30 protein-coding genes and 2 pseudogenes are annotated in these 20671 nt (G+C 60.4%); 30 read left to right on the plus strand and 2 right to left on the minus strand.

Features of this window, described 5'->3' with window-relative positions; all coding sequences use genetic code 11:
* Window positions 1-10: 10 nt before the first annotated feature.
* Together CKA38_RS07605 and CKA38_RS07610 are read right to left on the minus strand one after the other, a co-directional pair.
* On the minus strand, window positions 11-511 hold the full coding sequence (locus CKA38_RS07605) for a pyridoxamine 5'-phosphate oxidase family protein (RefSeq protein ID WP_108824932.1): 501 nt from the start codon (window positions 509-511) through the stop codon (window positions 11-13).
* Between the two features lie 23 nt (window positions 512-534).
* Entirely contained in the window at window positions 535-2415 is a 1881-nt protein-coding gene (locus CKA38_RS07610) for an autotransporter outer membrane beta-barrel domain-containing protein (protein ID WP_108824933.1), read from the minus strand.
* Between the two features lie 375 nt (window positions 2416-2790).
* Between CKA38_RS07610 and rpsL the strand changes: the two genes are divergently transcribed.
* From rpsL to rpsD, 30 genes and pseudogenes are all read left to right on the plus strand, one after another.
* Complete coding sequence (rpsL, locus tag CKA38_RS07615) at window positions 2791-3171, plus strand: 30S ribosomal protein S12 (RefSeq protein ID WP_108824934.1); 381 nt, start codon at window positions 2791-2793, stop codon at window positions 3169-3171.
* A gap of 46 nt (window positions 3172-3217) precedes the next feature.
* Window positions 3218-3691: a 30S ribosomal protein S7 gene (rpsG, locus tag CKA38_RS07620; RefSeq protein WP_108824935.1), complete on the plus strand. Its 474-nt coding sequence runs from the start codon at window positions 3218-3220 to the stop codon at window positions 3689-3691.
* Between the two features lie 57 nt (window positions 3692-3748).
* The gene (gene fusA, locus CKA38_RS07625; protein ID WP_108824936.1) at window positions 3749-5953 is read left to right on the plus strand and encodes an elongation factor G; all 2205 of its coding nucleotides are present in this window, start codon (window positions 3749-3751) and stop codon (window positions 5951-5953) included.
* A gap of 35 nt (window positions 5954-5988) precedes the next feature.
* On the plus strand, window positions 5989-6297 hold the full coding sequence (gene rpsJ, locus CKA38_RS07630; RefSeq protein ID WP_108824937.1) for a 30S ribosomal protein S10: 309 nt from the start codon (window positions 5989-5991) through the stop codon (window positions 6295-6297).
* Between the two features lie 211 nt (window positions 6298-6508).
* The gene (gene rplC, locus CKA38_RS07635; RefSeq protein WP_108824938.1) at window positions 6509-7162 is read left to right on the plus strand and encodes a 50S ribosomal protein L3; all 654 of its coding nucleotides are present in this window, start codon (window positions 6509-6511) and stop codon (window positions 7160-7162) included.
* A gap of 28 nt (window positions 7163-7190) precedes the next feature.
* A pseudogene (gene rplD, locus CKA38_RS16665) lies at window positions 7191-7568 on the plus strand (50S ribosomal protein L4); the annotation flags it as partial.
* Between the two features lie 74 nt (window positions 7569-7642).
* Window positions 7643-7825: a 50S ribosomal protein L4 gene (gene rplD / locus CKA38_RS16670; RefSeq protein WP_250645170.1), complete on the plus strand. Its 183-nt coding sequence runs from the start codon at window positions 7643-7645 to the stop codon at window positions 7823-7825.
* The gene (rplW, locus tag CKA38_RS07645; RefSeq protein ID WP_108824939.1) at window positions 7822-8103 is read left to right on the plus strand and encodes a 50S ribosomal protein L23; all 282 of its coding nucleotides are present in this window, start codon (window positions 7822-7824) and stop codon (window positions 8101-8103) included. Before rplD (CKA38_RS16670) ends, rplW begins: the two co-directional genes overlap by 4 nt.
* Before the next feature lie 41 nt (window positions 8104-8144).
* A complete protein-coding gene (gene rplB, locus CKA38_RS07650; protein WP_108824940.1) occupies window positions 8145-9011 on the plus strand; it encodes a 50S ribosomal protein L2 in 867 nt (288 codons plus the stop codon).
* A gap of 115 nt (window positions 9012-9126) precedes the next feature.
* A complete protein-coding gene (gene rpsS / locus CKA38_RS07655; RefSeq protein WP_108824941.1) occupies window positions 9127-9402 on the plus strand; it encodes a 30S ribosomal protein S19 in 276 nt (91 codons plus the stop codon).
* 98 nt (window positions 9403-9500) lie between these two features.
* Window positions 9501-9845: a 50S ribosomal protein L22 gene (gene rplV / locus CKA38_RS07660; RefSeq protein ID WP_108824942.1), complete on the plus strand. Its 345-nt coding sequence runs from the start codon at window positions 9501-9503 to the stop codon at window positions 9843-9845.
* Between the two features lie 15 nt (window positions 9846-9860).
* Window positions 9861-10496: a 30S ribosomal protein S3 gene (gene rpsC / locus CKA38_RS07665; protein WP_108824943.1), complete on the plus strand. Its 636-nt coding sequence runs from the start codon at window positions 9861-9863 to the stop codon at window positions 10494-10496.
* 47 nt (window positions 10497-10543) lie between these two features.
* Entirely contained in the window at window positions 10544-10966 is a 423-nt protein-coding gene (gene rplP, locus CKA38_RS07670) for a 50S ribosomal protein L16 (protein WP_108824944.1), read from the plus strand.
* A 32-nt stretch (window positions 10967-10998) separates the two neighbouring features.
* Window positions 10999-11199: a 50S ribosomal protein L29 gene (gene rpmC / locus CKA38_RS07675; protein ID WP_108824945.1), complete on the plus strand. Its 201-nt coding sequence runs from the start codon at window positions 10999-11001 to the stop codon at window positions 11197-11199.
* Window positions 11200-11233: 34 nt separating this feature from the next.
* On the plus strand, window positions 11234-11578 hold the full coding sequence (gene rpsQ / locus CKA38_RS07680; RefSeq protein ID WP_108824946.1) for a 30S ribosomal protein S17: 345 nt from the start codon (window positions 11234-11236) through the stop codon (window positions 11576-11578).
* Between the two features lie 18 nt (window positions 11579-11596).
* Complete coding sequence (gene rplN, locus CKA38_RS07685; protein ID WP_108824947.1) at window positions 11597-11962, plus strand: 50S ribosomal protein L14; 366 nt, start codon at window positions 11597-11599, stop codon at window positions 11960-11962.
* Window positions 11963-11964: 2 nt separating this feature from the next.
* Complete coding sequence (rplX, locus tag CKA38_RS07690; protein WP_108824948.1) at window positions 11965-12228, plus strand: 50S ribosomal protein L24; 264 nt, start codon at window positions 11965-11967, stop codon at window positions 12226-12228.
* A 115-nt stretch (window positions 12229-12343) separates the two neighbouring features.
* The gene (gene rplE, locus CKA38_RS07695; RefSeq protein WP_108824949.1) at window positions 12344-12931 is read left to right on the plus strand and encodes a 50S ribosomal protein L5; all 588 of its coding nucleotides are present in this window, start codon (window positions 12344-12346) and stop codon (window positions 12929-12931) included.
* 29 nt (window positions 12932-12960) lie between these two features.
* Window positions 12961-13266 carry a 30S ribosomal protein S14 gene (gene rpsN, locus CKA38_RS07700; protein WP_108824950.1) on the plus strand — a complete coding sequence of 102 codons (306 nt, stop codon included), beginning with the start codon at window positions 12961-12963 and terminating at the stop codon, window positions 13264-13266.
* Between the two features lie 75 nt (window positions 13267-13341).
* Complete coding sequence (rpsH, locus tag CKA38_RS07705) at window positions 13342-13734, plus strand: 30S ribosomal protein S8 (RefSeq protein WP_108824951.1); 393 nt, start codon at window positions 13342-13344, stop codon at window positions 13732-13734.
* 31 nt (window positions 13735-13765) lie between these two features.
* Window positions 13766-14314: a 50S ribosomal protein L6 gene (rplF, locus tag CKA38_RS07710; protein ID WP_108824952.1), complete on the plus strand. Its 549-nt coding sequence runs from the start codon at window positions 13766-13768 to the stop codon at window positions 14312-14314.
* A gap of 26 nt (window positions 14315-14340) precedes the next feature.
* Entirely contained in the window at window positions 14341-14703 is a 363-nt protein-coding gene (rplR, locus tag CKA38_RS07715; RefSeq protein ID WP_108824953.1) for a 50S ribosomal protein L18, read from the plus strand.
* Window positions 14704-14707: 4 nt separating this feature from the next.
* The gene (rpsE, locus tag CKA38_RS07720) at window positions 14708-15391 is read left to right on the plus strand and encodes a 30S ribosomal protein S5 (RefSeq protein WP_108824954.1); all 684 of its coding nucleotides are present in this window, start codon (window positions 14708-14710) and stop codon (window positions 15389-15391) included.
* A gap of 75 nt (window positions 15392-15466) precedes the next feature.
* The gene (gene rplO, locus CKA38_RS07725; protein WP_108824955.1) at window positions 15467-15913 is read left to right on the plus strand and encodes a 50S ribosomal protein L15; all 447 of its coding nucleotides are present in this window, start codon (window positions 15467-15469) and stop codon (window positions 15911-15913) included.
* 150 nt (window positions 15914-16063) lie between these two features.
* Complete coding sequence (secY, locus tag CKA38_RS07730; protein ID WP_108824956.1) at window positions 16064-17566, plus strand: preprotein translocase subunit SecY; 1503 nt, start codon at window positions 16064-16066, stop codon at window positions 17564-17566.
* A gap of 19 nt (window positions 17567-17585) precedes the next feature.
* Window positions 17586-18071 (plus strand): nucleoside monophosphate kinase, encoded by a 486-nt coding sequence (locus CKA38_RS07735; protein ID WP_236919228.1) that lies wholly within the window; start codon window positions 17586-17588, stop codon window positions 18069-18071.
* 4 nt (window positions 18072-18075) lie between these two features.
* Entirely contained in the window at window positions 18076-18861 is a 786-nt protein-coding gene (gene map / locus CKA38_RS07740) for a type I methionyl aminopeptidase (RefSeq protein WP_108824957.1), read from the plus strand.
* A 133-nt stretch (window positions 18862-18994) separates the two neighbouring features.
* On the plus strand, window positions 18995-19372 hold the full coding sequence (rpsM, locus tag CKA38_RS07745) for a 30S ribosomal protein S13 (RefSeq protein ID WP_108824958.1): 378 nt from the start codon (window positions 18995-18997) through the stop codon (window positions 19370-19372).
* Window positions 19373-19396: 24 nt separating this feature from the next.
* On the plus strand, window positions 19397-19999 hold the full coding sequence (gene rpsK / locus CKA38_RS16880) for a 30S ribosomal protein S11 (protein ID WP_108824959.1): 603 nt from the start codon (window positions 19397-19399) through the stop codon (window positions 19997-19999).
* Window positions 20000-20063: 64 nt separating this feature from the next.
* Window positions 20064-20671 (plus strand): annotated as a pseudogene (rpsD, locus tag CKA38_RS07755) (30S ribosomal protein S4).

Genomic DNA, 20671 nt, shown 5'->3' on the forward strand with positions numbered 1-20671 from the left:
CGGGAAAAAATCACGCGCGCGGCATGACGCGCTTTGTCTTGCCCGTGCGGTGCTCGATGTCGAGGCGCAGGATGTGCGTGCGATGGAAGGACGCCTCCATGTATTTTTCGCCTTTCTCGATGAGCCCGGGGCAGTATTTTTTTACGAGCAGGCGGAGCGCGGCGCGGCGTTCGTCGGCGTCAAGATTTGACGCGATCCTGCCAGACACGATCACGCTTTCATACGCGGTTGTGAATTTGTCCGGGACGACTTGCGTCGCGCCGACCACGCAGAAGCTCGCGCGGTTGTCCGCCGCGAGCGCGTCGAGTTTGCGGCCTTCCGGCGCGCAGTGAAAATAGATGCGATCCGCGCCGTCGCCGGTTTTTTCGCGCACAAAATTGATCGGGATTCCGTAGCCGCCCTGGCCGGTGTTCATCGCGAGAAATCCGTATTCGCCCGTGTCGAGAAGGCGTTCTTGCCCGGCCTCGTCCAGCAGGCGGTCTTGGCGGCGAACTTCGGGGCGGGCTTGCATGGCGGCGGAAAAACGGGGCGGCGTCACCACGCGTAACGGTAGCCGGCGTTCACCGCCCAGGGGCGGTTGTAGCGCTTGGCGCGCGAGTATTCGTAATCGTAATAAAACTGGCTGCGCTCGTTGATCACGTAGGCGGCGCCGAAGCCGACCTCCCAGCGCCAGCCGTCGAAGTTGGCGGTGAAGCTGCGCTCATTGGCGCCGGAGCCGACGCGCACGCGTCCGTCGCTCGTGTGCGAATACACGGCCGCCGCTTTCGCATACGGATGCCAGCCGAGGCTCGCGCTGGCGACTTCGCCGATGCGCAACGCGATGCGGGCTTGCGCGGATTTCGATTTTTCCACGTGAACGGGAACCGAGGTTCTTTCGTTGTAGTGGTAATGCGCGTTGTAATCCGCGCCGTCGATGTGCGCGACGGCATATTGCACAAAGGGCTCCACCCACCACTCCTCGCTCCAGAGCAGGCGGCGTCCGAACTCGAACGAGAGGCCCTTGACGTTGGCGTTGTAATCGGCCTCGGCGAGGTAGCCGTCGGTGCTCACGGCATTGATGTCGTTTTTATTGCGATCCATGCGCCCGAGCAGATCGGCGAACCAGCCGGTTTCGTGCAGCCATGTCACGTAGAGGCCTCCGCCCGCGCCGTTGGTTTTTCCGTCACCCGCACCGTTTTTGAAATCGCGGTTGACGTGGGTCACCGTGCCGAACGCGCCGAGGAACCAGGTTGAGGCACCGGAGTCGCCCCCGGGATAAAACGCCTTGTCGGCGCCGATTGTGGCGCCGTAGTTGTATTGGCTGAAATTGCGCCCGGTGAGGCGCGAGTCGGCGTTGAACCGCGCGGCGTTGACGCGAAACCAAAGGTTGGCCGCGCCGCCGAGCGGGAGCTCGCGCAGTTCGCCCATGCGTTTGTGGAGCGAATCGAGTTCGTAGTGCCAGTCCTGTCCCGCCGCGGCGGCGGAGGCGATCACGGCGGAGGCGATGCGACTGGGCAGTTCGGTGTTGTTCAAATACCAGTTTCCGTTTGCGCCCTGCTCGACTTTGTAGGTGTGGGCTGCTGTTTCCGTCGAGCCGCTGAAGACCGCCGTGCCGCCGCCCTTGTTATGAACAACGAGGATCGAGGTGTCGTTGTTTTCGGGAGTGTCGCCGTATTTCTCAAACGTCAGCCTGTGCGCGCCTTCGCTCGTGCCGGTGAGAATGATTTGGTCGCTGTAACCCGCTCCGGGGTTGTAGCGGAGTTGGAACTCCGCGCCGTCGCCGGTGAGCGAGTCGAGTGTGAGCTTGTTATAATTCGCGCCGGTGCTGCTGAAGGCGATGGTGGCGCCGGACGAGACGGCGAGGCTTTTTAATGTTTGGTTGTAACCGCCGAGGTCGAGTCGCGCGGAGGAAGCGAGGTTGACGGCGGAGCTTTGCGCGATGGCGTCGGCGACGTTGAGGCGCAGCGCGCCGGCGCGCACATCGGTCGTGCCCGTGTAGGCGGTGGTCATGGAAAACGTGAGCGTGCCCGTGCCCTCCATGAGCACGCCCGCGCCCGAGCCGGAGAGACCGATGCCGGCGTTGGTGCTCGTGGTCGCGGTGAGCGCGTAACGCAGCGTGAATTCCCAGTTGCCGTCGCCGGTGACGATCATGCCGGGATTCGTGCCGGACGCGCCGATGGTCACGCCGTTGGACGAGGTGATGGTGATCGTGCCGGGAGTGACGGACGGCTGGTTGGGCGAGCCGAAGACGACCGCGCTGCTCGCGGAGAAATGCGTGGCGGTGCCGCTCCACCAGTTGGTGCCGGAGCCGGTCACCCAATTGTTGGAATCATCGGCGTTGGTCCATTCGAGTTCGGCGCCCGACGATGCGAGGGGAAACGCGAGGGTTGCGGCAAGGCACAGGGCGGCGAGGGCAGGGAATTTGGAGAGGCTCATTTGCAGGGATGTGTTGAACTTCAGACGCCGCTCGGCGTCAAGAGTGTCCGGCGAATCACATTTTTTGAAGAATCATGGGACGATTTCGCTTTGTTGAGACGATTTGGTTGTTTTTCGCTTGCTTGACGTGCCGCGGGACGCTCTTTTTTGCGGTTCAACATTTTTCTCCCTCACTTTTATGCGCCGAAGGACTGTAGCTGGTTGGCGGCGCGACCATCGTGATACCGAAGAAATCCGGGCTCTCGTTTAGCCCTCAATTCTTCGTGCAATCATTTTTTCGCAAAAAATCCTTGCTCACTTCTTCAGGAAAGGTAGCGTCTGCCCCCTTTTCCTCTTTTTCCGACACTCAGTTTCCAATTTTTTAATCAAACCGTTATGCCAACCATCAACCAACTTGTTCGCAAAGGACGTCGCATTATTCGCACAAAGTCCAAGTCTCCCGCACTCGACAGAAACCCGTTTCGCCGCGGTGTTTGCGTGCAAGTCATGACCCGCACTCCCAAGAAGCCCAACTCCGCCATTCGCAAGGTGGCCAAGGTGCGCCTCACCAACGGCAACGAGGTCATCTCCTACATCCCCGACGAGGGGCACAATCTCCAGGAGCACTCGATCGTGCTCGTTCGCGGCGGCCGTGTGAAGGATCTTCCCGGCGTCCGTTACCATATCGTTCGCGGCACGCTCGACGCCACCGGTGTCGAGAAGCGCCGTCGCAGCCGTTCCAAATACGGTGTCAAGCGCCCGAAGGCCGCCAAATAAGCCATAACCCGCAATCTTTAACCGTCGTTCATTTACATTTCCAATCATGTCACGCCGTCACAGAGCCACCAAGCGCACCACTGTTCCCGATTCGCGCTACAACAGCCCTCTCGTTGCCCATTTGGTCAATGTCATCATGAAGAGTGGCAAGAAGAGCCTCGCCCAGCGCATCGTCTACGGAGCCTTTGAGAAGGTTTCCGCCAAGCTCGAGAAGGGCGATCCGGTTGACCTTTTGATCGGCGCGCTTGAAAACGCCCGCCCCCGCCTTGAAGTGAAGAGCCGCCGCGTCGGTGGCGCCACTTACCAGGTGCCCGTGGAAATTTCCTATGAACGCCAGGAGAGCCTTGCTCTTCGCTGGATCACCAATGCTGCCAAGACCCGCAAGGGCATCCCCATGAAGGACGCCCTGGCCGCTGAAATCGTCGACGCCTACAACAACACCGGCACTGTCGTCAAAAAGAAGGAAGACACGCACAGGATGGCCCAAGCCAATCGCGCCTTCGCCCACTTGCGCTGGTAATTCGAACCCGCCGCGTCCACCCGCCCATCGTCAACCATCGCTTCGCGCCCGCATCACATGTCAGCCACCGAATTCGACGTTTCCAAACTTACCATCGTCACCGACAAGTCCAAAGTCTCGTCGGAGAACGCCAAAGACCGTCCCTTCCCGCTCGAATGGACCCGCAATATCGGCATTGCCGCGCACATTGACGCCGGCAAGACCACCACTTCCGAGCGCATCCTCTATTATTCCGGCACCGTCCACAAGATGGGCGAAGTGCACGAAGGCACCGCAGTCACCGACTGGATGGAGCAGGAGCGCGAGCGCGGCATCACCATCACCGCTTCCGCCATTTCGTGCGCCTGGCTCGCGAGCTGGGGCCCGTGGAAGGGCATCAAGCAGCGCATCAATATCATCGACACCCCGGGCCACGTGGACTTCACCGCCGAGGTGGAGCGCTCCATGCGCGTGCTCGACGGCGCGGTCGCCGTTTTCTGCGCGGTCGCCGGCGTGCAGCCCCAGTCCGAAACCGTCTGGCGCCAGGCCAACAAATACCACGTTCCCCGCGTTGCGTTCGTCAACAAGATGGACCGCACCGGCGCCGACTTCCTTCGCGCCGTTTCCGAAATGCGCGAGAAGCTCAAGGCCAACGCCCACCCGCTTTACCTCCCCATCGGCAAGGAAGACGGCTTCGTCGGTCTCGTTGACCTCGTCCAGAACGTCGCCTACTATTTCACCGAATCCACCAAGGAAGATCCGCTCGGCATGACGCCGGACATCCGCGAAATTCCCGACGACATGAAGGACGACGCCAAGAAATGGCGCGACGGCCTCATCGAGGCGGTTTCCGATTTCGACGATGTGATCGCCGAGAAATACCTCGGCGGCGAGGAAATCACCACGGAAGAGCTCATGCTCGCCGTGCGCAAGGCCACCATTTCGATGAAGTTCTTCGGCGCCATCCCCGGCTCGGCCTTCAAGAAAAAAGGCGTCCAGCGCCTCCTCGACTGCGTGGTCAACTACCTCCCGAACCCGATGGAAGTGCCGCCGATCCGCGGCGTCGATTCCGACGGCAAGGAAATCGAGATTCCCGTTTCCGACAACAGCAAGCTCGCCGGCCTCGCCTTCAAGCTCTGGACCGACCCGTTTGTCGGCCGTCTCGTGTTCTACCGCATTTACTCCGGCAAGCTCCTCAAGGGCACACCGGTTTACAATCCCCGCACCCGCCGCAGCGAGCGCGTCTCCCGCCTCGTCCTCATGCGCGCCATGGATCGCGAGGAAATCGACATCGCCTACGCCGGTGACATTTGCGCCGTCGTCGGCGTGAAGGACGTCATCACCGGTGACACGTTCTGCGACGAAGACCTCGACGTCCGCCTCGAGCCGCCGTCATTCCCCGAGCCCGTCATCTCGATGTCCGTCGAGCCGAACTCGAAGGGCGACCAGGAAAAAATGTCCATCGCGCTCCAGCGCCTCGTCGCGGAGGATCCGACTCTCAAGGTCAAGACCGACGCCGACACCGGCCAAACAATTCTCTCCGGCATGGGCGAGCTTCACCTCGACATCATCGTCGACCGCATGAAGCGCGAGTTCAAGGTCGAGGCCGCCGTTGGCAAGCCTCAGATCGCCTACCGCGAAACCATTCTCTCCGCCGCCGAAGGCGAGGGCAAATTCATCCGCCAGTCCGGTGGTAAGGGCCAATACGGTCATTGCGTGCTCAAGGTTGAGCCCAATGAAAAGGGCCAGGGCATCGAGGTCATCAACGAAATCGTTGGCGGCGTCATCCCGAAGGAATTCATCAAGCCCACCACCGACGGCATCATGGAAGCCTGTAACAACGGCGTCGTCGCCGGCTACCCGGTCGTGGACGTCAAGGTCCGCATCGTTGACGGCTCCTTCCACGAAGTCGACTCGTCGGAACTCGCGTTTAAGATGGCCGGCATCTTCGGCTTCAAGGAAGCCATGAAAAAAGCCACGCCGATCCTCCTCGAGCCGATCATGGCCGTCGAAGTCACGACACCCGAGGAATACCAGGGCGACCTCATGGGCGACATCAACCGCCGCCGTGGCACCATCCAGGGCATCGAGAACAAAAACGGCGCCGCGATCGTCAACGCGCACGTTCCGCTCGAAAACCTCTTCGGCTACGTCACCGACATCCGCTCGCTCTCCAAAGGCCGCGCCAGTGCCTCGATCACACCCTCGCACTTCGAGCAGGTTCCCGCCTCGCTCCTCGCGAAGATTGTCGAGACCTCGTCCAAGGCCCCGGCCCGCAGCTAAACTCTCCCACGCAACACCGTTCTTTATATACCGCCATGAAAGGCCAACGCATTCGCATCAAACTCAAGGGCTTCGATTACCGCGTAATCGACCAGTCCGCCCTCGAAATCGTCGAGACCGCCAAGCGCTCCGGCGCCCGTGTTTCCGGCCCCATTCCGCTGCCCACCCGCATCGAGAAGCTCTCCGTGAACCGCTCGCCGCACGTCGACAAAAAGTCGATGGAGCAATTCGAGTCGCGCACCCACAAGCGCCTCATCGACATCATCGAGCCGACCGCCCAGACGGTTGATGAGCTAAAAAAGCTCAATCTTCCTTCTGGTGTTGACATTACGATCACGGTCTGAGTTTTTCGACCTCTTTTCCATTCGACTCGCGCGGGGCGTGCGCTTGCGCCGCTCCCAACCGACAGAAACCAATTTCAACCACAACCAGAAACCTTTTTCACAACATACATAGCAGTTGCCCATGTGCGGGCCGCCCCCGGGCGAAAACGCACCGCTGGGTTTCGACTAATGTAGGTCGTTAAACGGAAACAATCCACCTACCACTTAGCCCATGATCACTACGCTCCTAGGCAAAAAACTCGGAATGACGCAGGTCTATGACGCCCAAAACGTCCTGGTCCCCGTCACCGTCGTGGAAGCCGGTCCCTGCCCGGTCGTCCAAGTCAAAACCACGGAAACCGACGGTTACAACGCCGTCCAGCTCGGCTTCTCCAACAAGAAGGTCAAGAACACCTCGAAAGCCGAGACTTCCCACGCCAAAAAGGCCGGGCTCGAAGAAGCCCCCCGCGTTCTCAGCGAAGTCCGCCTCGAGGAGGTGCCCACGCTTAAAGTCGGCGACATCGTCAAGGTCGACATCTTCAAGGAAGGCCAGATCATCGACGTGATCGGCATTGCCAAGGGCAAGGGCTTCCAAGGCGTCGTGCGTCGCTTCCGCGTCGCCGGCGGCGTCGCCTCCCACGGCTCCATGTTCCACCGCCGCATCGGCTCGGTCGGCATGCGCCAGACCCCCGGCCGCGTTTGGAAAAACCAAAAAATGCCGGGTCACATGGGCAATGTCCGCCGCACCGTGCAAAACCTCACGGTCGTCAAGATCATCGCCGAGAAAAATCTCATCCTCGTGAAAGGCGCCATTCCCGGCGCGAACGGAGACGACGTCATCGTCCGCACCGCCATCAAAGGCCAGCCCCGCGCTGCCGCCAAATAAGGCCTAACCCACAAGGAAAACGCAGACCATGAAACTCAAAGTTTTCACATCCGACGCCGCCAGCTCCGTTGAAAAAGAATTCGACGGCATTCCGACCTTCGAAGGCGACAAAGGCCTTCAAGCCGTCAAGGAAGTCATCGTCGCCATCAACGCCAACAACCGCCAGGGCACCCGCTCGACGAAGACCCGCGGCGAAGTTGCCGGCTCCAACAAGAAGCCCTTCAAGCAAAAAGGCACCGGACGCGCCCGCGCCGGCGAAAAGCGCTCGCCCATCTGGGCAGGCGGCGGCGTCGTCTTCGGCCCCCGTCCCCGCGACTTCTCCAAGAAAATCAACTCCAAGGTCAAGGCCCTCGCATTCAGCCGCGCGCTGTTTGACCGCTGCGCCGCCGGCGAGATCGACGTCATCGAAAAGTTCGAGACGCCCGCCGCCAAGACCAAGGAAATGAAGAAAGTCATCCGCACCATCGCCCCAAGGGCAAGGTGCTCGTCGTTGACGAAACCTTCACCCTCGAGGCAGCCCGCGCCACGCGCAACCTCTGCAGCGTCGAAATGCAGGAAGCCTCGAAACTCAACACCCTCGACCTCGCGCAATACAAGAAGATCATCGTCTCCACCGCGGCCCTCGAGAAAATCATCGCCCGCACGAAAGGAGCCAACGCATGAACACCACGCACGTCCTCAAGCAAGTTCTCCTCACCGAGAAATCCAACAAACTCTCGTCGGACTACGGACAATACACCTTCGAAGTTCACCGCGAGGCCACCAAATATCAGGTAGCCGAAGCCGTTGAGAAAGCCTTCAAGGTCACCGTCACCCGCGTGAACATCATGAACATCGACGGCAAAAACAAGCGCAGCCGCCAGGGCCGCCCGTCGAAAACCTCCGCCTACAAAAAGGCGATCGTGACCCTCAAGACGGGCGATAAAATCGAGCTCCTCTAACGAGCCACGCGCACGCGCCATCAACAAGGAGAACCATCACAATGCCTATCAAATCACTTCGTCCCCTGACCGCCTCCACGCGATTCACGAAACTGAACGTCACGCCCGGCCTCGCCAAGAAGCGCCCGGAGCGCGCGCTCACCGAATCGCACGGCAAGACCGGCGGCCGCAACAACAACGGCCGCATCACCACGCGCCGTCGCGGCGGCGGACACAAGCGCCTCTACCGCGTCATCGACTTCCGTCGCGACATCCTCGACATGCCCGCCAAAGTGCAGGCCATCGAGTATGATCCGAACCGCACCGCGCGCATCGCCCTCATTTGCTACACCAACGGCGAGAAGCGCTACATCCTCGCCCCCGAGGGCCTCAAGGTCGGCGCCACCATCTTCAGCTCGAAGAAAGCCACGAACAACGACTTTGTTGTCGGCAACAACTTCCCCCTCGAAGTCATTCCGCCCTCCACCAAGCTCAACTGCGTGGAACTCCTCCCCGGCCGCGGCGCCCAGATGGGCCGCACCGCCGGCACTGCGATCGAGCTCGTCAACGTCGAGAACGGCCAGGCCACCATCAAGCTTCCCTCCGGCGAACTCCGCCGCGTCAACGCCAACTGCCGCGCCACCATCGGCGTCATTGGCAACGCCGACCACAAGAACATCTCGCTCGGCAAGGCCGGCCGCAACCGCTGGCTCGGCAAACGCCCCCGCGTTCGCGGTATGGTCATGAATCCCGTCGACCACCCCAACGGTGGTGGCGCCGGCAAGTCCAAGGGCGGTGGCGGTCGCCAGCACCTCATGTCCCCTTGGGGCCAGCTCGCCAAGGGCTTCCCGACACGCAAGCGCTCCAAGCCCTCCAACAGCCTTATTATCACCCGCCACAACGGCCGTCCGCCGCGCGGCAAGAAATAAAAGTCTGAAAGCCTGAAAACCTGAAGGCTGAAAACAATAAACCGCAAAACCACTCACCGAATAACAACCCGACCTTCAGCCTTCAGGCTTTCAGGTCTTCAGAAATTCCTCCCACATGGCACGCTCAATCAAAAAAGGTTTCTACGTCGACTACCATCTCATGGAAAAAATTGAGAAGGCAGTCGAAACCAAGTCGCGCAAACCCATCCAGACCTGGTCGCGCCGCTCGACAATCACTCCCGAATTCGTCGGCCACACCTTCAACGTCCACAACGGCAAGGCCTTTGTGTCCGTGCACGTCACCGAAAACATGGTCGGCCACAAGCTCGGCGAATTCGCGCTCACCCGCGTCTTCAAGGCTCACGGCGGCATGACCCGCAAGGAAGTCTAATCTCCAACACCAACAACCAACACAACCAAAAGGGTAGGGGAGCGCCCCTCCAGGAGCCCTCCTGCTATCGCCGCCAAACCGGAATCGTTAACAAACACATGGAAGTCCAAGCACTCACACGATACGCGCGCATGTCGCCGAAAAAAATGCGCGAAGTCTCGCGCACCATTCAAGGCCGCACCGTGGCCGACGCGCGCAACCTCTTGAGCGTCATTACGCGCAAATCCGCGCGTCTCATCGCCAAGACCCTCAACTCCGCCGTCGCAAACGCGGAGAACAACCACAATCTCAATGCCGACGCGCTCACAGTGAAGCTCGCCGTCATTGAAAACGGCCCCGTGCTCAAGCGATTCAAGGCGGCCGCCCGCGGTTCCGCCGCGCCCCGCCGCAAGAAGATGTCCCACATCCGCATCGTCCTCACCGACGGCCAAGACAACAACTAATTTTACGCAACCACCATGGGCCAAAAAACCAATCCCGTCGGCTTCCGCCTCGCAGTTCACCGCAACTGGCAATCCCGCTGGTATGCGAACAAGAAAGACTTCGCCAAGCTCCTCGCTGAAGACCAGCTCATCCGCGAGAAACTGATGGAGAAACTCAAGCAAGCCTCCGTCCCCCGCATCTTCATCGAGCGCGCCTCCAACCGCGTCCGCGTCAAAATCTACACCGCCCGTCCCGGCATCGTCATCGGCCGCAAGGGACAGGAAATCGACAAGATCAAGGACGATCTCGCCAAGCTCACCGGCAAGGAAATCCTCCTCGACATCACCGAGGTCAAGAAACCCGAGACCGACGCGCAACTCGTCGCCGAGTCCGTCGCCCTCCAGCTCGAACGCCGCATCGCCTTCCGCCGCGCCATGAAAAAGGCCGTCGAAATCGCCATGAACCTCGGCGTCGAGGGCATCCGAATCCAGTGCTCGGGCCGTCTCGGCGGTTCCGACATCGCCCGCCGCGAATGGCAGCGCAAGGGCCGCGTTCCGCTCCACACCATGCGCGAACAAATCGACTACGGCTTCTCCGAAGCCCAAACCGTTTACGGCAAGATCGGCGTCAAGTGCTGGATCTGTAAAAAAGAAGCCGAAGCAACCAACTAATCCGCAGCACCCAGCCGCAACATCTTTAAACAAAGGAGACACACTCCATGGCTCTCGCACCATCACGCACCAAATATCGCAAAGTCCAAAAAGGCTCCCGCAAAGGGAATGCCAAGGGCGGAAACACAGTCGCTTTCGGCGACTACGCGCTCCAGTCCCTCACCCGTGGCAACATGACCGGCCGCCAAATCGAGGCCGCTCGCGTCACCATTTCCCGCCACCTCAAGCGCAAGGGCAAACTCTGGATTCGCGTTTTCCCCCACAAGCCGATCACGAAAAAACCCGCCGAGGTTCGTCAGGGCCAAGGCAAGGGTCCCGTCGAATACTACGTCGCCGTGATCAAGCCGGGCGCGGTTCTCTTCGAACTCGCCGGCGTTCCCGCCACGATCGCCAAGGAGGCCTTCCGCCTCGCCGACGCGAAGCTCCCCTTCCACTGCCGCTTCATCACCCGTGAAGGCGCGAACGTCTAAAACCACAACCTGAAACCAAAAGACGACACGCCATGACTTCCAAAGAAATCAACGAACTCTCCCTCAAGGAACTCGACGTCAAGCTCCGCGAAGCCCGCGAGCAGCTCCTCCAGCTCCGCCTGCGCAAGCAAACCGGCCAGGTCGAGAAAACCCACACCATCCGCGGCATTCGCAAGGACATCGCCCGCATGGAAACCACCAAGACCGCCAAGCTCGCCGCCGCCGCGAAATAAGAGGTCATACCGCAATCCGCAATCCGCACTTAACATGACACGCAACAATCGCAAAGACCTCGTCGGCATCGTCACCAGCCGCTCCGGCGACAAGTCAATCAAAGTCACCGTCCCCTTCAAGGTTCCGCATCCGCGCTACCGCAAAGTCATCAACCGCAAAACCGTCGTTCACGTTCACGACGAGAAGAACGAAGCCGGCCTCGGCGACAAGGTTGAGATCATGGAGACGCGCCCGATCTCGCGCCTCAAGCGCTGGCGCCTTGTGAGCATCATCGAAAAAGCCGTGAGCGCCTCCGCCGCCGTCACCGAAGCCGATGTTGCCGCGACCGTTCCCACCAAAACCGCAAAAGCCGCCGCTGACGAAGCCAAGGCCGAATAATACAAGGAGCCACACACCATGATCCAACTCCGCTCACTCCTCGACGTAGCCGACAACACCGGCGCGCGCACCGCCTCCTACATTCGCAAAAAAGGCCAGATGACGGACACCGCCGCCGTTGGCGACATCATCACCGTCCACATCAAGGACAGCACGACCGATGCCACCGTCAAGAAAGGCGAAGTCACCAAGGCCGTTGTCGTCCGCACCAAGGCGCCCATCCGCCGCGCCGACGGCAGCTACCTGCGCTTCGACAGCAACGCGATCGTCATCATCGGACCCGATGGCAACCCGAAGGGCACCCGCATCTTCGGCCCCGTGGCTCGCGAACTGCGCGCCAAGAACTTCATGAAAATCATCTCCCTCGCACCGGAGGTTCTCTAACAATGGCTACCAAATTCCACGTCAAACGCGGCGACACCGTCGCCGTCATCTCAGGCTCCCACAAAGGCAAGTCGGGCAAGATTCTCGAAATCCTCCCCGGCAAGCAGCGCGCCCGCGTTGAAGGCCTCGCCCTCATCAAGCGCCACACCAAGGCCCAGGGCGAGCAAAAGCCCGGCGGCATCATCGAGCGCGAAGGCACCATTCACATTTCCAACCTCAAGCTGCAGGCCGCGGCCGAGAAGAAGGAAAAATCCGCGAAAAAGTAATCGCCACGAGCGGGACGAACCCTAGCGTTGTCCCCTTTTCACCTTTCACACCGCACACTTCACACTTTTCAAAAACTCAGATGCCCACGGGTTGGAAATCCGGGGCCTTGCACCAATGAGCGAAAAATACACACCCGCACTCAAGAAGCTCTACACAGAGCAAATCATAGCCGAACTCGTCAAGAACCGCGGCTACAAGAACAGGCACGAAGTGCCGAAACTCGTCAAAATCGTGCTCAACACCGGCATTGATTCCGACGCCGACAAAAACCAGATCACCGACGTCGGCCGCGACCTCGGCCTCATCGCCGGACAAAAGCCCGTCTTCACCAAGAGCAAAAAGGCCGTCTCGAACTTCAAGCTCCGCCAAGGCCAGATCGTTGGCGCGTTTGTCACCCTTCGCGGCAACGCCATGTGGGATTTCCTCTATCGCCTCCTCGCCGTCGCCCTCCCCACCATTCGCGACTTCCGCGGCGTTTCCTCCAAGCTCGACGGCCAGGGCAACTACAACCTCGGCATCACCGACTTCACCATCTTCCCCGAAATCACCGTTGAGAACGTGAAGAAGACCATGGGTCTCGACATCTCCATCAACACCACCGCGACCAACGACGAGGAAGGCCGCGAACTCCTCAAACTCCTCGGAATGCCCTTCCGCCGCTCCGAAACCGCCGCCGCCGCGCCCGCGCCCAAGGCAGCGTAACTCAAAACAACTTTTAAACTTTTTTCGACATGCCGAAAACATCAGCCATCGAACGCAACAAGAAGCGCATTGCCATGACCGAGAAATACAAGGCACGGCGCGCCGATTTGAAAGCCATCCTCGCCAATCCGGACACCCCGGAGGAGGAATTCTACGCCGCACAGAAAAAGCTCCAGAAGCTTCCGCGCAACTCCTCGTCCGTGCGCATCCGCAACCGTTGCGCCCTCTCCGGACGCCCCCGCGCCTACAACCGCAAATACGGCGTATCCCGCATCCAGTTCCGCGAACTCGCCCTCTCCGGCAAAATCCCCGGCGTCACGAAGTCCTCCTGGTAACAAAGCGAAAAACTTAATTTTCTCCCCGGGGGTCGGATATGACCCGAGGGAAATTAAACAAAAACATCCAACATCATGACAGATCCGATCAGTGATTTCCTGACCCGTCTCCGCAATGCGTCGAAGGCCGGTCTCGCCGAGTGCGCCGCGCCGCACTCCAAATACAAGGAAGGCATCGCCGCCATCCTCAAGGCCGAGGGTTACGTCTCCGACTACACCACCGGTTCCGACACGCAGGGCCACAAGACCCTCGTCGTCAAAATGAAGTATGTGGACAACGCTCCCGTGCTCACCAACATCACCCGCGTTTCCACGCCCGGCCGCCGCCTCTACTGCGGTTACAATGAAATCCCCCGCGTCCTCAACGGACTCGGCATCGCCATTCTCTCGACCTCCAAAGGCGTCCTCAAGGATCAGGACTGCCGTCGCGAGAAACTCGGCGGCGAGCTCATCTGCAACGTCTGGTAACCCGCAACACCGAGAAAAGGAGATCATCACCATGTCACGTATCGGCAAAGTTCCCGTTACCATTCCCGAAAAAGTAAAAGTCGAGATCAAGGACACCACCGTCCACGTCGAAGGCCCGAAGGGCAAACTCACAAAAACCTTCGCCCCCGTCGTAAAGCTCGAAAACAAGGATGGCAAAATCACCGTCACGCCTGTTGACGAAACCCGCTTCGCGCGCTCCATGTATGGCACCGCCCGCGCTGTCATCAGCAACATGATCAAGGGTGTCACCGACGGCTACGCCAAGGAGCTCGAAATCCAGGGCGTCGGTTTCAAGGCCGCCCTCAAGGGCGCCAACCAGCTCGACCTCGCCCTCGGCTATTCGCATCCCATCGTTTACGACATTCCCGAAGGCATCAAAATCACCGTCACCGACCAGACCAAGCTCAAGGTCGAGGGCGCTGACAAGCAAGTCGTCGGCGAAGTCACCGCCAACATCCGCGCCTACTACCCGCCCGAACCCTACAAGGGCAAAGGTGTCCGCATCGTCGGAGAGCACGCCGAGCGCGTCCGCCGCAAGGAAGGCAAGACCGTCGCCTAATAACCCGCAACCCACATTATTTCAAAATGAACACTCAACGCAAAGCCGACCTCCTCCAGAAACGCCGCTGGAGAATCCGCAAGAAGGTCCAAGGCACAGCCGCGCGCCCGCGTCTCTGCGTGCGCTTCACCACCAAGCACATCTACGCCCAGGCCATCAACGACGACGCGGGCACCACGCTCGCCTTCCTCTCCAGCCTCGACAAGGAACTCCGCGCCAAGAAACTCGCCGCCAACCTCAATGGAGCCAAGGAGCTCGGCGTCGCCTTCGCTGCCAAGGCCAAGGCCGCCGGCATTGAGAGCGTTGTCTTCGACCGCGCGGGCGCACCTTACCACGGCAAAGTCAAAGTATTCGCCGACGCAGCACGCGAAGGCGGCCTCGTATTCTAATAAAATGAGCACCGAAAACGAATCTCCCGTCACACCAGCCGAAGCCGCCCCCGCGGCCGCCGCCGCTGAAAGCGCACCCGCCGCACCCGAAGCCGTTGTCGAAACGCCGCGTCGCGGACGCACCTCCCGCGGCGAACGCCGCGAAGGCGGAGAGCGCGGACGCGGCCCCCGTCGCGATCGTCGCGACACCGCGAACATCGATCCCAACGCGCCCGAACTCGTCGAAAAAATTGTTTACATCAACCGTTGCGCCAAGGTCGTCAAAGGCGGCCGCCGCTTCAGCTTTTCCGCCCTCGCCGTCGTCGGCGACAAGAAAGGCTCCATCGGCATCGGCTACGGCAAGGCAAACGAAGTGCCCGACGCCATCAAGAAGAGCACCGAGCACGCCAAGAAGCGCATGATCTCCGTGAAAATCAAGGGCGACACGATCCCCCACGAAGTTTACGGCGAATATGACGGCGGTCGAGTCCTCCTCCGCCCCGCGGTCCCCGGCACCGGCCTCATCGCCGGTGGCGCCGTCCGTGCGGTTCTCGAAGCCGCCGGCGTCAAGAACGTGCTCACCAAGTCGATGGGTTCCAAGAACCACAACGCCGTGGTGCACGCCACCCTCAACGGTCTCAAGAAACTCCGTCTCGCCGCGCAAATCAAAGCCGCCCGCCAAACCGTGGTCGCGCCCTCCGCCGAGTAATAAAACTTAAATCCGAGTCCGGCCACGCTTCTGAAAACACGCGCGGCCGGGCGTCCAAACCATCAGGAAAAACACATGAAACTTCACGAACTCAAAAACGTTAAAGGCGCGGTTCACCGTCGCAAACGCATAGGCTGCGGCGAAGGCGGCGGCCACGGCAAGACCTCGGGCAGGGGAGGCAAGGGCCAGACCGCCCGTTCCGGCGGCTCCATCCGCCCCGGCTTCGAAGGCGGCCAGATGCCCCTTTATCGCAAGCTTCCGCACCGCGGCTTTAACAACTACAACTTCCGCACCGAATACGCCGTCGTCAACGTCGGCGAGCTCGCGTCCCTCGACGAAAGCGTCACGGAAGTGAACGCGGAAATCCTCGCCAAGGCCGGCCTCATCCGCTGCGCCTGCGCCAAGCTCAAGGTTCTCGGTGACGGCGAAGTCTCCCGCGCGTTCAAGGTCACCGCCGCCAAGTTCTCCGAGTCCGCCAAGGCCAAGCTCGAAAAAGCCGGCGGCACCGCGACCGTCGCCTGATTTTCGATTTTCGATCCTCGGTTTTCGATTGCGCGCTGCCGCGCGGATTGAAAATCGAGCATTGAAAATAGAACGGAGCGGCAGCTCCCAATCCAAAATCGCCTCGAGCGACAGCGACAGTTCGCCAAATCCAAAATCGAAAATTTCCACATGTTCTCCGCCTTCTCCAACTCCCTGAAAATCCCCGAGCTTCGCTCGCGAATTTTCTACACCTTCGCCCTTCTCTTTGTGGCCCGCGTCGGTGCGAACATTCCGCTTCCCGGTCTGGATCCGCGCCCGCTCATGGACTTTTTTGCCGACCAGAGCGCGACCTCCGGGACCACCGGCTCCCTGATGGGGCTCTACAACATGTTCACGGGCGGCGCGCTCACCAAGGGCGCCATTTGCGCGCTCGGCATCATGCCCTACATCAGCGCGTCCATTATTTTCCAGCTCATGAGCGCCGTCGTGCCCTCGCTCGCCCGCCTCTCGCAGGAAGGCGATGTTGGCCGCCAGAAGCTCACCCAATACACCCGCTACCTCGCTGTCGCGATTTGTGTCATCCAGGCCGTCCTTCTGGTTTTGGGCCTTGAGAACCCCGCCTCGCTCTTCGGCGGTTACACCGGTCCCTCGCTCATCCTCGTCAACAAGACTTGGTTCATGTTCACCTCCGTGGTGTTCATCACCGCCGGCACCATGCTCCTCATGTGGCTCGGCGAGCAGATCACCTCGCGCGGCATTGGCAACGGCGTCTCGCTCCTTATCACCGTCGGCATTCTCGCCGACTTGCCCGGCGCGGCCCAAACCACCTGGCAGCTTTTCACCGGCCCCGTCGGTGTTGACAAGCCCGGCCCGCTCATCGCCGTGTTCATGGTCGCGCTCTTCATCATTGTCACCATGGGCATCGTTCTCGTTGTCCAGGGACAGCGCAAGATTCCGGTCCAATACGCCAAGCGCGTCGTTGGCAACAAGGTCATGGGCGGCCAGAGCTCGTTCCTTCCGCTCAAGGTCAACTACTCCGGCGTTATGCCCGTTATTTTTGCGAGCGCCATCCTCCTCTTCCCCCAGCAGATTTTCCAGATGCTCGGCGGCGCGATGGAATGGCGTTGGATGACCCGGCTTGCGGCCGACCTTCTTCGCGGGGATCCGATCTATTACGTGCTGATGGCGTCCCTCATCCTTTTCTTCAGCTATTTCTGGGTGTCGGTCATGTTCAAGCCCATCCAGATCGCGGATGATCTCAAGAAATACGGCGGTTATGTGCCCGGCGTTCGCCCCGGCGAGCCCACCGCCAAGTTCCTCGACTTCATCATGACGCGCCTCACCCTGGCCGGCTCGATCTTCCTCACCGTCATCGCCATTTTCCCGGACGTGCTTTTGTTCAACTTCCACGTCCCGCAACGTGTCGCCTCCTTCTTCGGCGGCACCGGCATGCTCATCACCGTCGGCGTCGTCCTCGACACCATGCGCCAGGTTGAGACCTATCTCCTCCAGCGCCACTACGACGGGTTCTTGAAAAAAGGCCGCATCCACGCCCGCAACCCGAATGTTGCCAGCGCCACCGGCGAAGCCGCCGACTGGAAAACCGTCTCCCGCCTCTGGTATGTGCTGGGCGGCCTTTTCCTCATCGGCCTTGTTTCATGGTATCTGATGTATTCAGGCATCATAAAATAAGGACTTTACACCGGTCACCGTGTCCGGCTTACTCACCTACTTTTCCAATCAAGGCCTCGCGGCCAAGATCAAGCTAGTCATCGTTGGCTCCACCGCTTCGAAAATCGAAAACGTGATGCTCCAACTCAGTTCTTTGAATCAAGAGCACGTCTCTCCCACCGGCCTGATACGCCAGGAGATTTCGCGTCACACGCCGCTCGGCCAGAAGGCCGAAGCCGCTGCCCGCCGGGGTCAATCCCCCTCCGGGGAAACCGTCACCGCGATTATGCGGCGCTGGTTTTGGGCGCGCAAACCTGATGCGGGATTCGCCCTCACCGGCTTCCCGGCTACGCTGCTCCAAGCAAAAGTATTTGACGAATGGCTCGACGCCCGCGGCGAGTCGCTCGACGGCGTCATCGACGCCGCCGACGCGAACGACACGGCAAGCCGGCACGTCGTCAATCACTACCGCGCGCACGGTCTTCTTCTCGACGACGAAGCCCTCGCGCCGGTTCTCGCGAAATAACGCCATGGCTATTCCGATTAAAAACAAGGATGCCATTGCCCGCATGAGGGAATCATGCGCCATTGCCGCGACCGTTCTGCACCGCCTCAAGCAAGCCGTGCAGCCCGGAATTTCTACTTTTGACCTGGATGATCTAGCCCGGAAATACATTGAGGAATACGGCGCGAAGAGCGCCTGTTACGGTTATCCGTCGCACTCCCGCGGCGTCCGTCCCTTTCCCGCCTACGCATGCATTTCCGTTAACGAGGAAGTTGTCCACGGAATCGGCTCCTTCAAGCGCATCCTCCGCGACGGCGATGTTGTCACTCTAGACATTTGTGTCACCTACAACGGCTACGTCGGCGACAACGCCTACACCGTCCCCGTTGGCGCGGTTTCGCCCGAAGTCGCCAAGCTCCTTCGCATCACAGAGGAAGCCCGCGCAGCCGGCATCGCCCAGGCCAAGGTCGGCAACCGCATCGGCGACATCTCCGAGGCGGTCCAGAACTACATCACGCCGCACGGCTATGGTATTGTTCGCGACATGGTCGGCCACGGAGTCGGCGCATCGATGCACGAGGAACCGCAAATCCCGAACTTCATCGAACGCAAAAAATCGAAGACCGACGTCATCAAGCCCGGCATGACCCTCGCCATCGAACCCATGATAAACCTCGGCTCTTGGCGCACGAAGACAGCCGCCGACGGCTGGACAATCGTCACCGCCGACGACAGTCCCTCGGCCCACTTCGAACACACAGTGCTCACGACAGACCACGGTCCGGAAATCCTAACGGTCCCCAAAGGCTGAAAACAAACCATCCAAATTCACAGACTGCCGAATTCAGATATTTCAGCCTTTCAGGCCTTCAGAACTTTTTCTCCCCCGCCAGTCCATTCTCACAAACCACAACAATTCACTAAACCAACCAACCTAAACCACTATGCCACGTCTACTCGGTGTTGACATTCCCGCGAAGAAGAAAGTCGTCTTCTCGCTCAATTATATCTACGGCATCGGCCCCGCCCGATCCGCCATCATCTGCGAAGAGGCAGGAATCGACGGCAACATGCGCGCCTCGGACCTTACCGAGGAGCAGCTCAACAAAATCCTCAACGTCATCACCGACCACAAGTGGGTCGTCGAGGGCGATCTCCGCCGCGAAATCACCGGCAACCTGAAGCGCCTCCAGGCCATCAGCTGCTACCGTGGCATCCGCCATCGCCGCAGCCTGCCCGTCCGCGGCCAGCGCACCTCCACCAACGCCCGCACCCGCAAAGGCCCGCGCCGCACCGTCGGTGTCACCAAGGCCGCCAAATAACACCTTTAAACAAACACAACCACCATGGCTGAAGACAAATCCGATCCCACGAAGGAAACCGCTCCTGCCGCCGCCGCTCCCGAAGCCGCCGCCGAGAAACCTGCAAAAGCCCCCAAGGCCAAGAAGGAAAAGGCCGCCGCTCCGGCTGCCGATGCCGCCGCTCCCGCCGAGGAAAAACCCGTTGAACTCGTTGGCGGCGTCGCCCGCCAGCCCACCGCCGAGGAACTCCTCAAGGAGGAAGTCGGCGCCATCAAGGTTCGCAAGGCCAAGGGCTCCAAGAATATCACCTCCGGTATCGTCAAGGTGAACGCCTCCTTCAACAACACGATCGTCTCGATCACCGACCCGAAGGGCAACGTCATCTCCTGGTCGAGCGCAGGCAAGTGCAACTTCCGCGGCTCCCGCAAATCCACCGCCTACGCCGCGCAAATCGTCGCCCAGGACGCCGCCCGCAACGCCATGGCGCACGGCCTTAAGGACGTCGTCATCGAAGTCTCCGGCCCCGGCCTCGGACGCGACTCCGCCATCCGCGCCATTCAGGCCATTGGTCTCGAAATCAATGCCATCGTCGACGTCACACCCGTTCCCCACAACGGCTGCCGTCCGCCCAAGCGCCGTCGCGTCTAATCCGCGTTCCGCCGGTTTCTCACTTCTTAATTCACAACTCTTAATTCTTAATTTTTAAAACACCATGGCTCGTTATACCGGACCAACAACCCGCCTCAGCCGCCGCTTCTCGCAGCCGCTCTTCGGCTCCACGAAAGCTTACGAAAAACGCACGTATCCCCCGGCCAGCACGGCCCCAAGCTTCGTCGCAAGCTCTCTGAATACGCCGTCGGCCTCAACGAAAAGCAAAAGCTCCGCTACATCTACGGCCTGCTCGAGCGCCAGTTCCGCCGCGTCTTCGCCAAGGCCAAGCGCTCCCGCGGAGTCACCGGCGAGGTCTTCCTCCAGCTCCTCGAGACCCGCCTCGACAGCGTTGTCTATCTCCTCGGCTTCGCCAAGTCCCGCGCCGCCGCCCGCCAGATCGTCAACCACGGCCACATCCGCGTCAACGGCCACAAGGTCGACATCGCCAGCTACAGCGTCCAGCCCGGCGACGAAATCGAGGTCAAGAACGCGCCCACTTCCCGCCAGATTGCCACCCGCAACCTCGAGGAAACCCGCGCCCGCAACGTCCCCGGCTGGCTGACCCGCAACGACGAAGCTCTCAAGGCCACCATGACCCGCATGCCCAACCGCGACGAAATGGAACCCGGCATCAACGAGCAGCTCATCGTTGAATTCTACTCGCGCTAA

Source organism: Ereboglobus luteus, assembly GCF_003096195.1.
Lineage (GTDB): Bacteria > Verrucomicrobiota > Verrucomicrobiia > Opitutales > Opitutaceae > Ereboglobus > Ereboglobus luteus.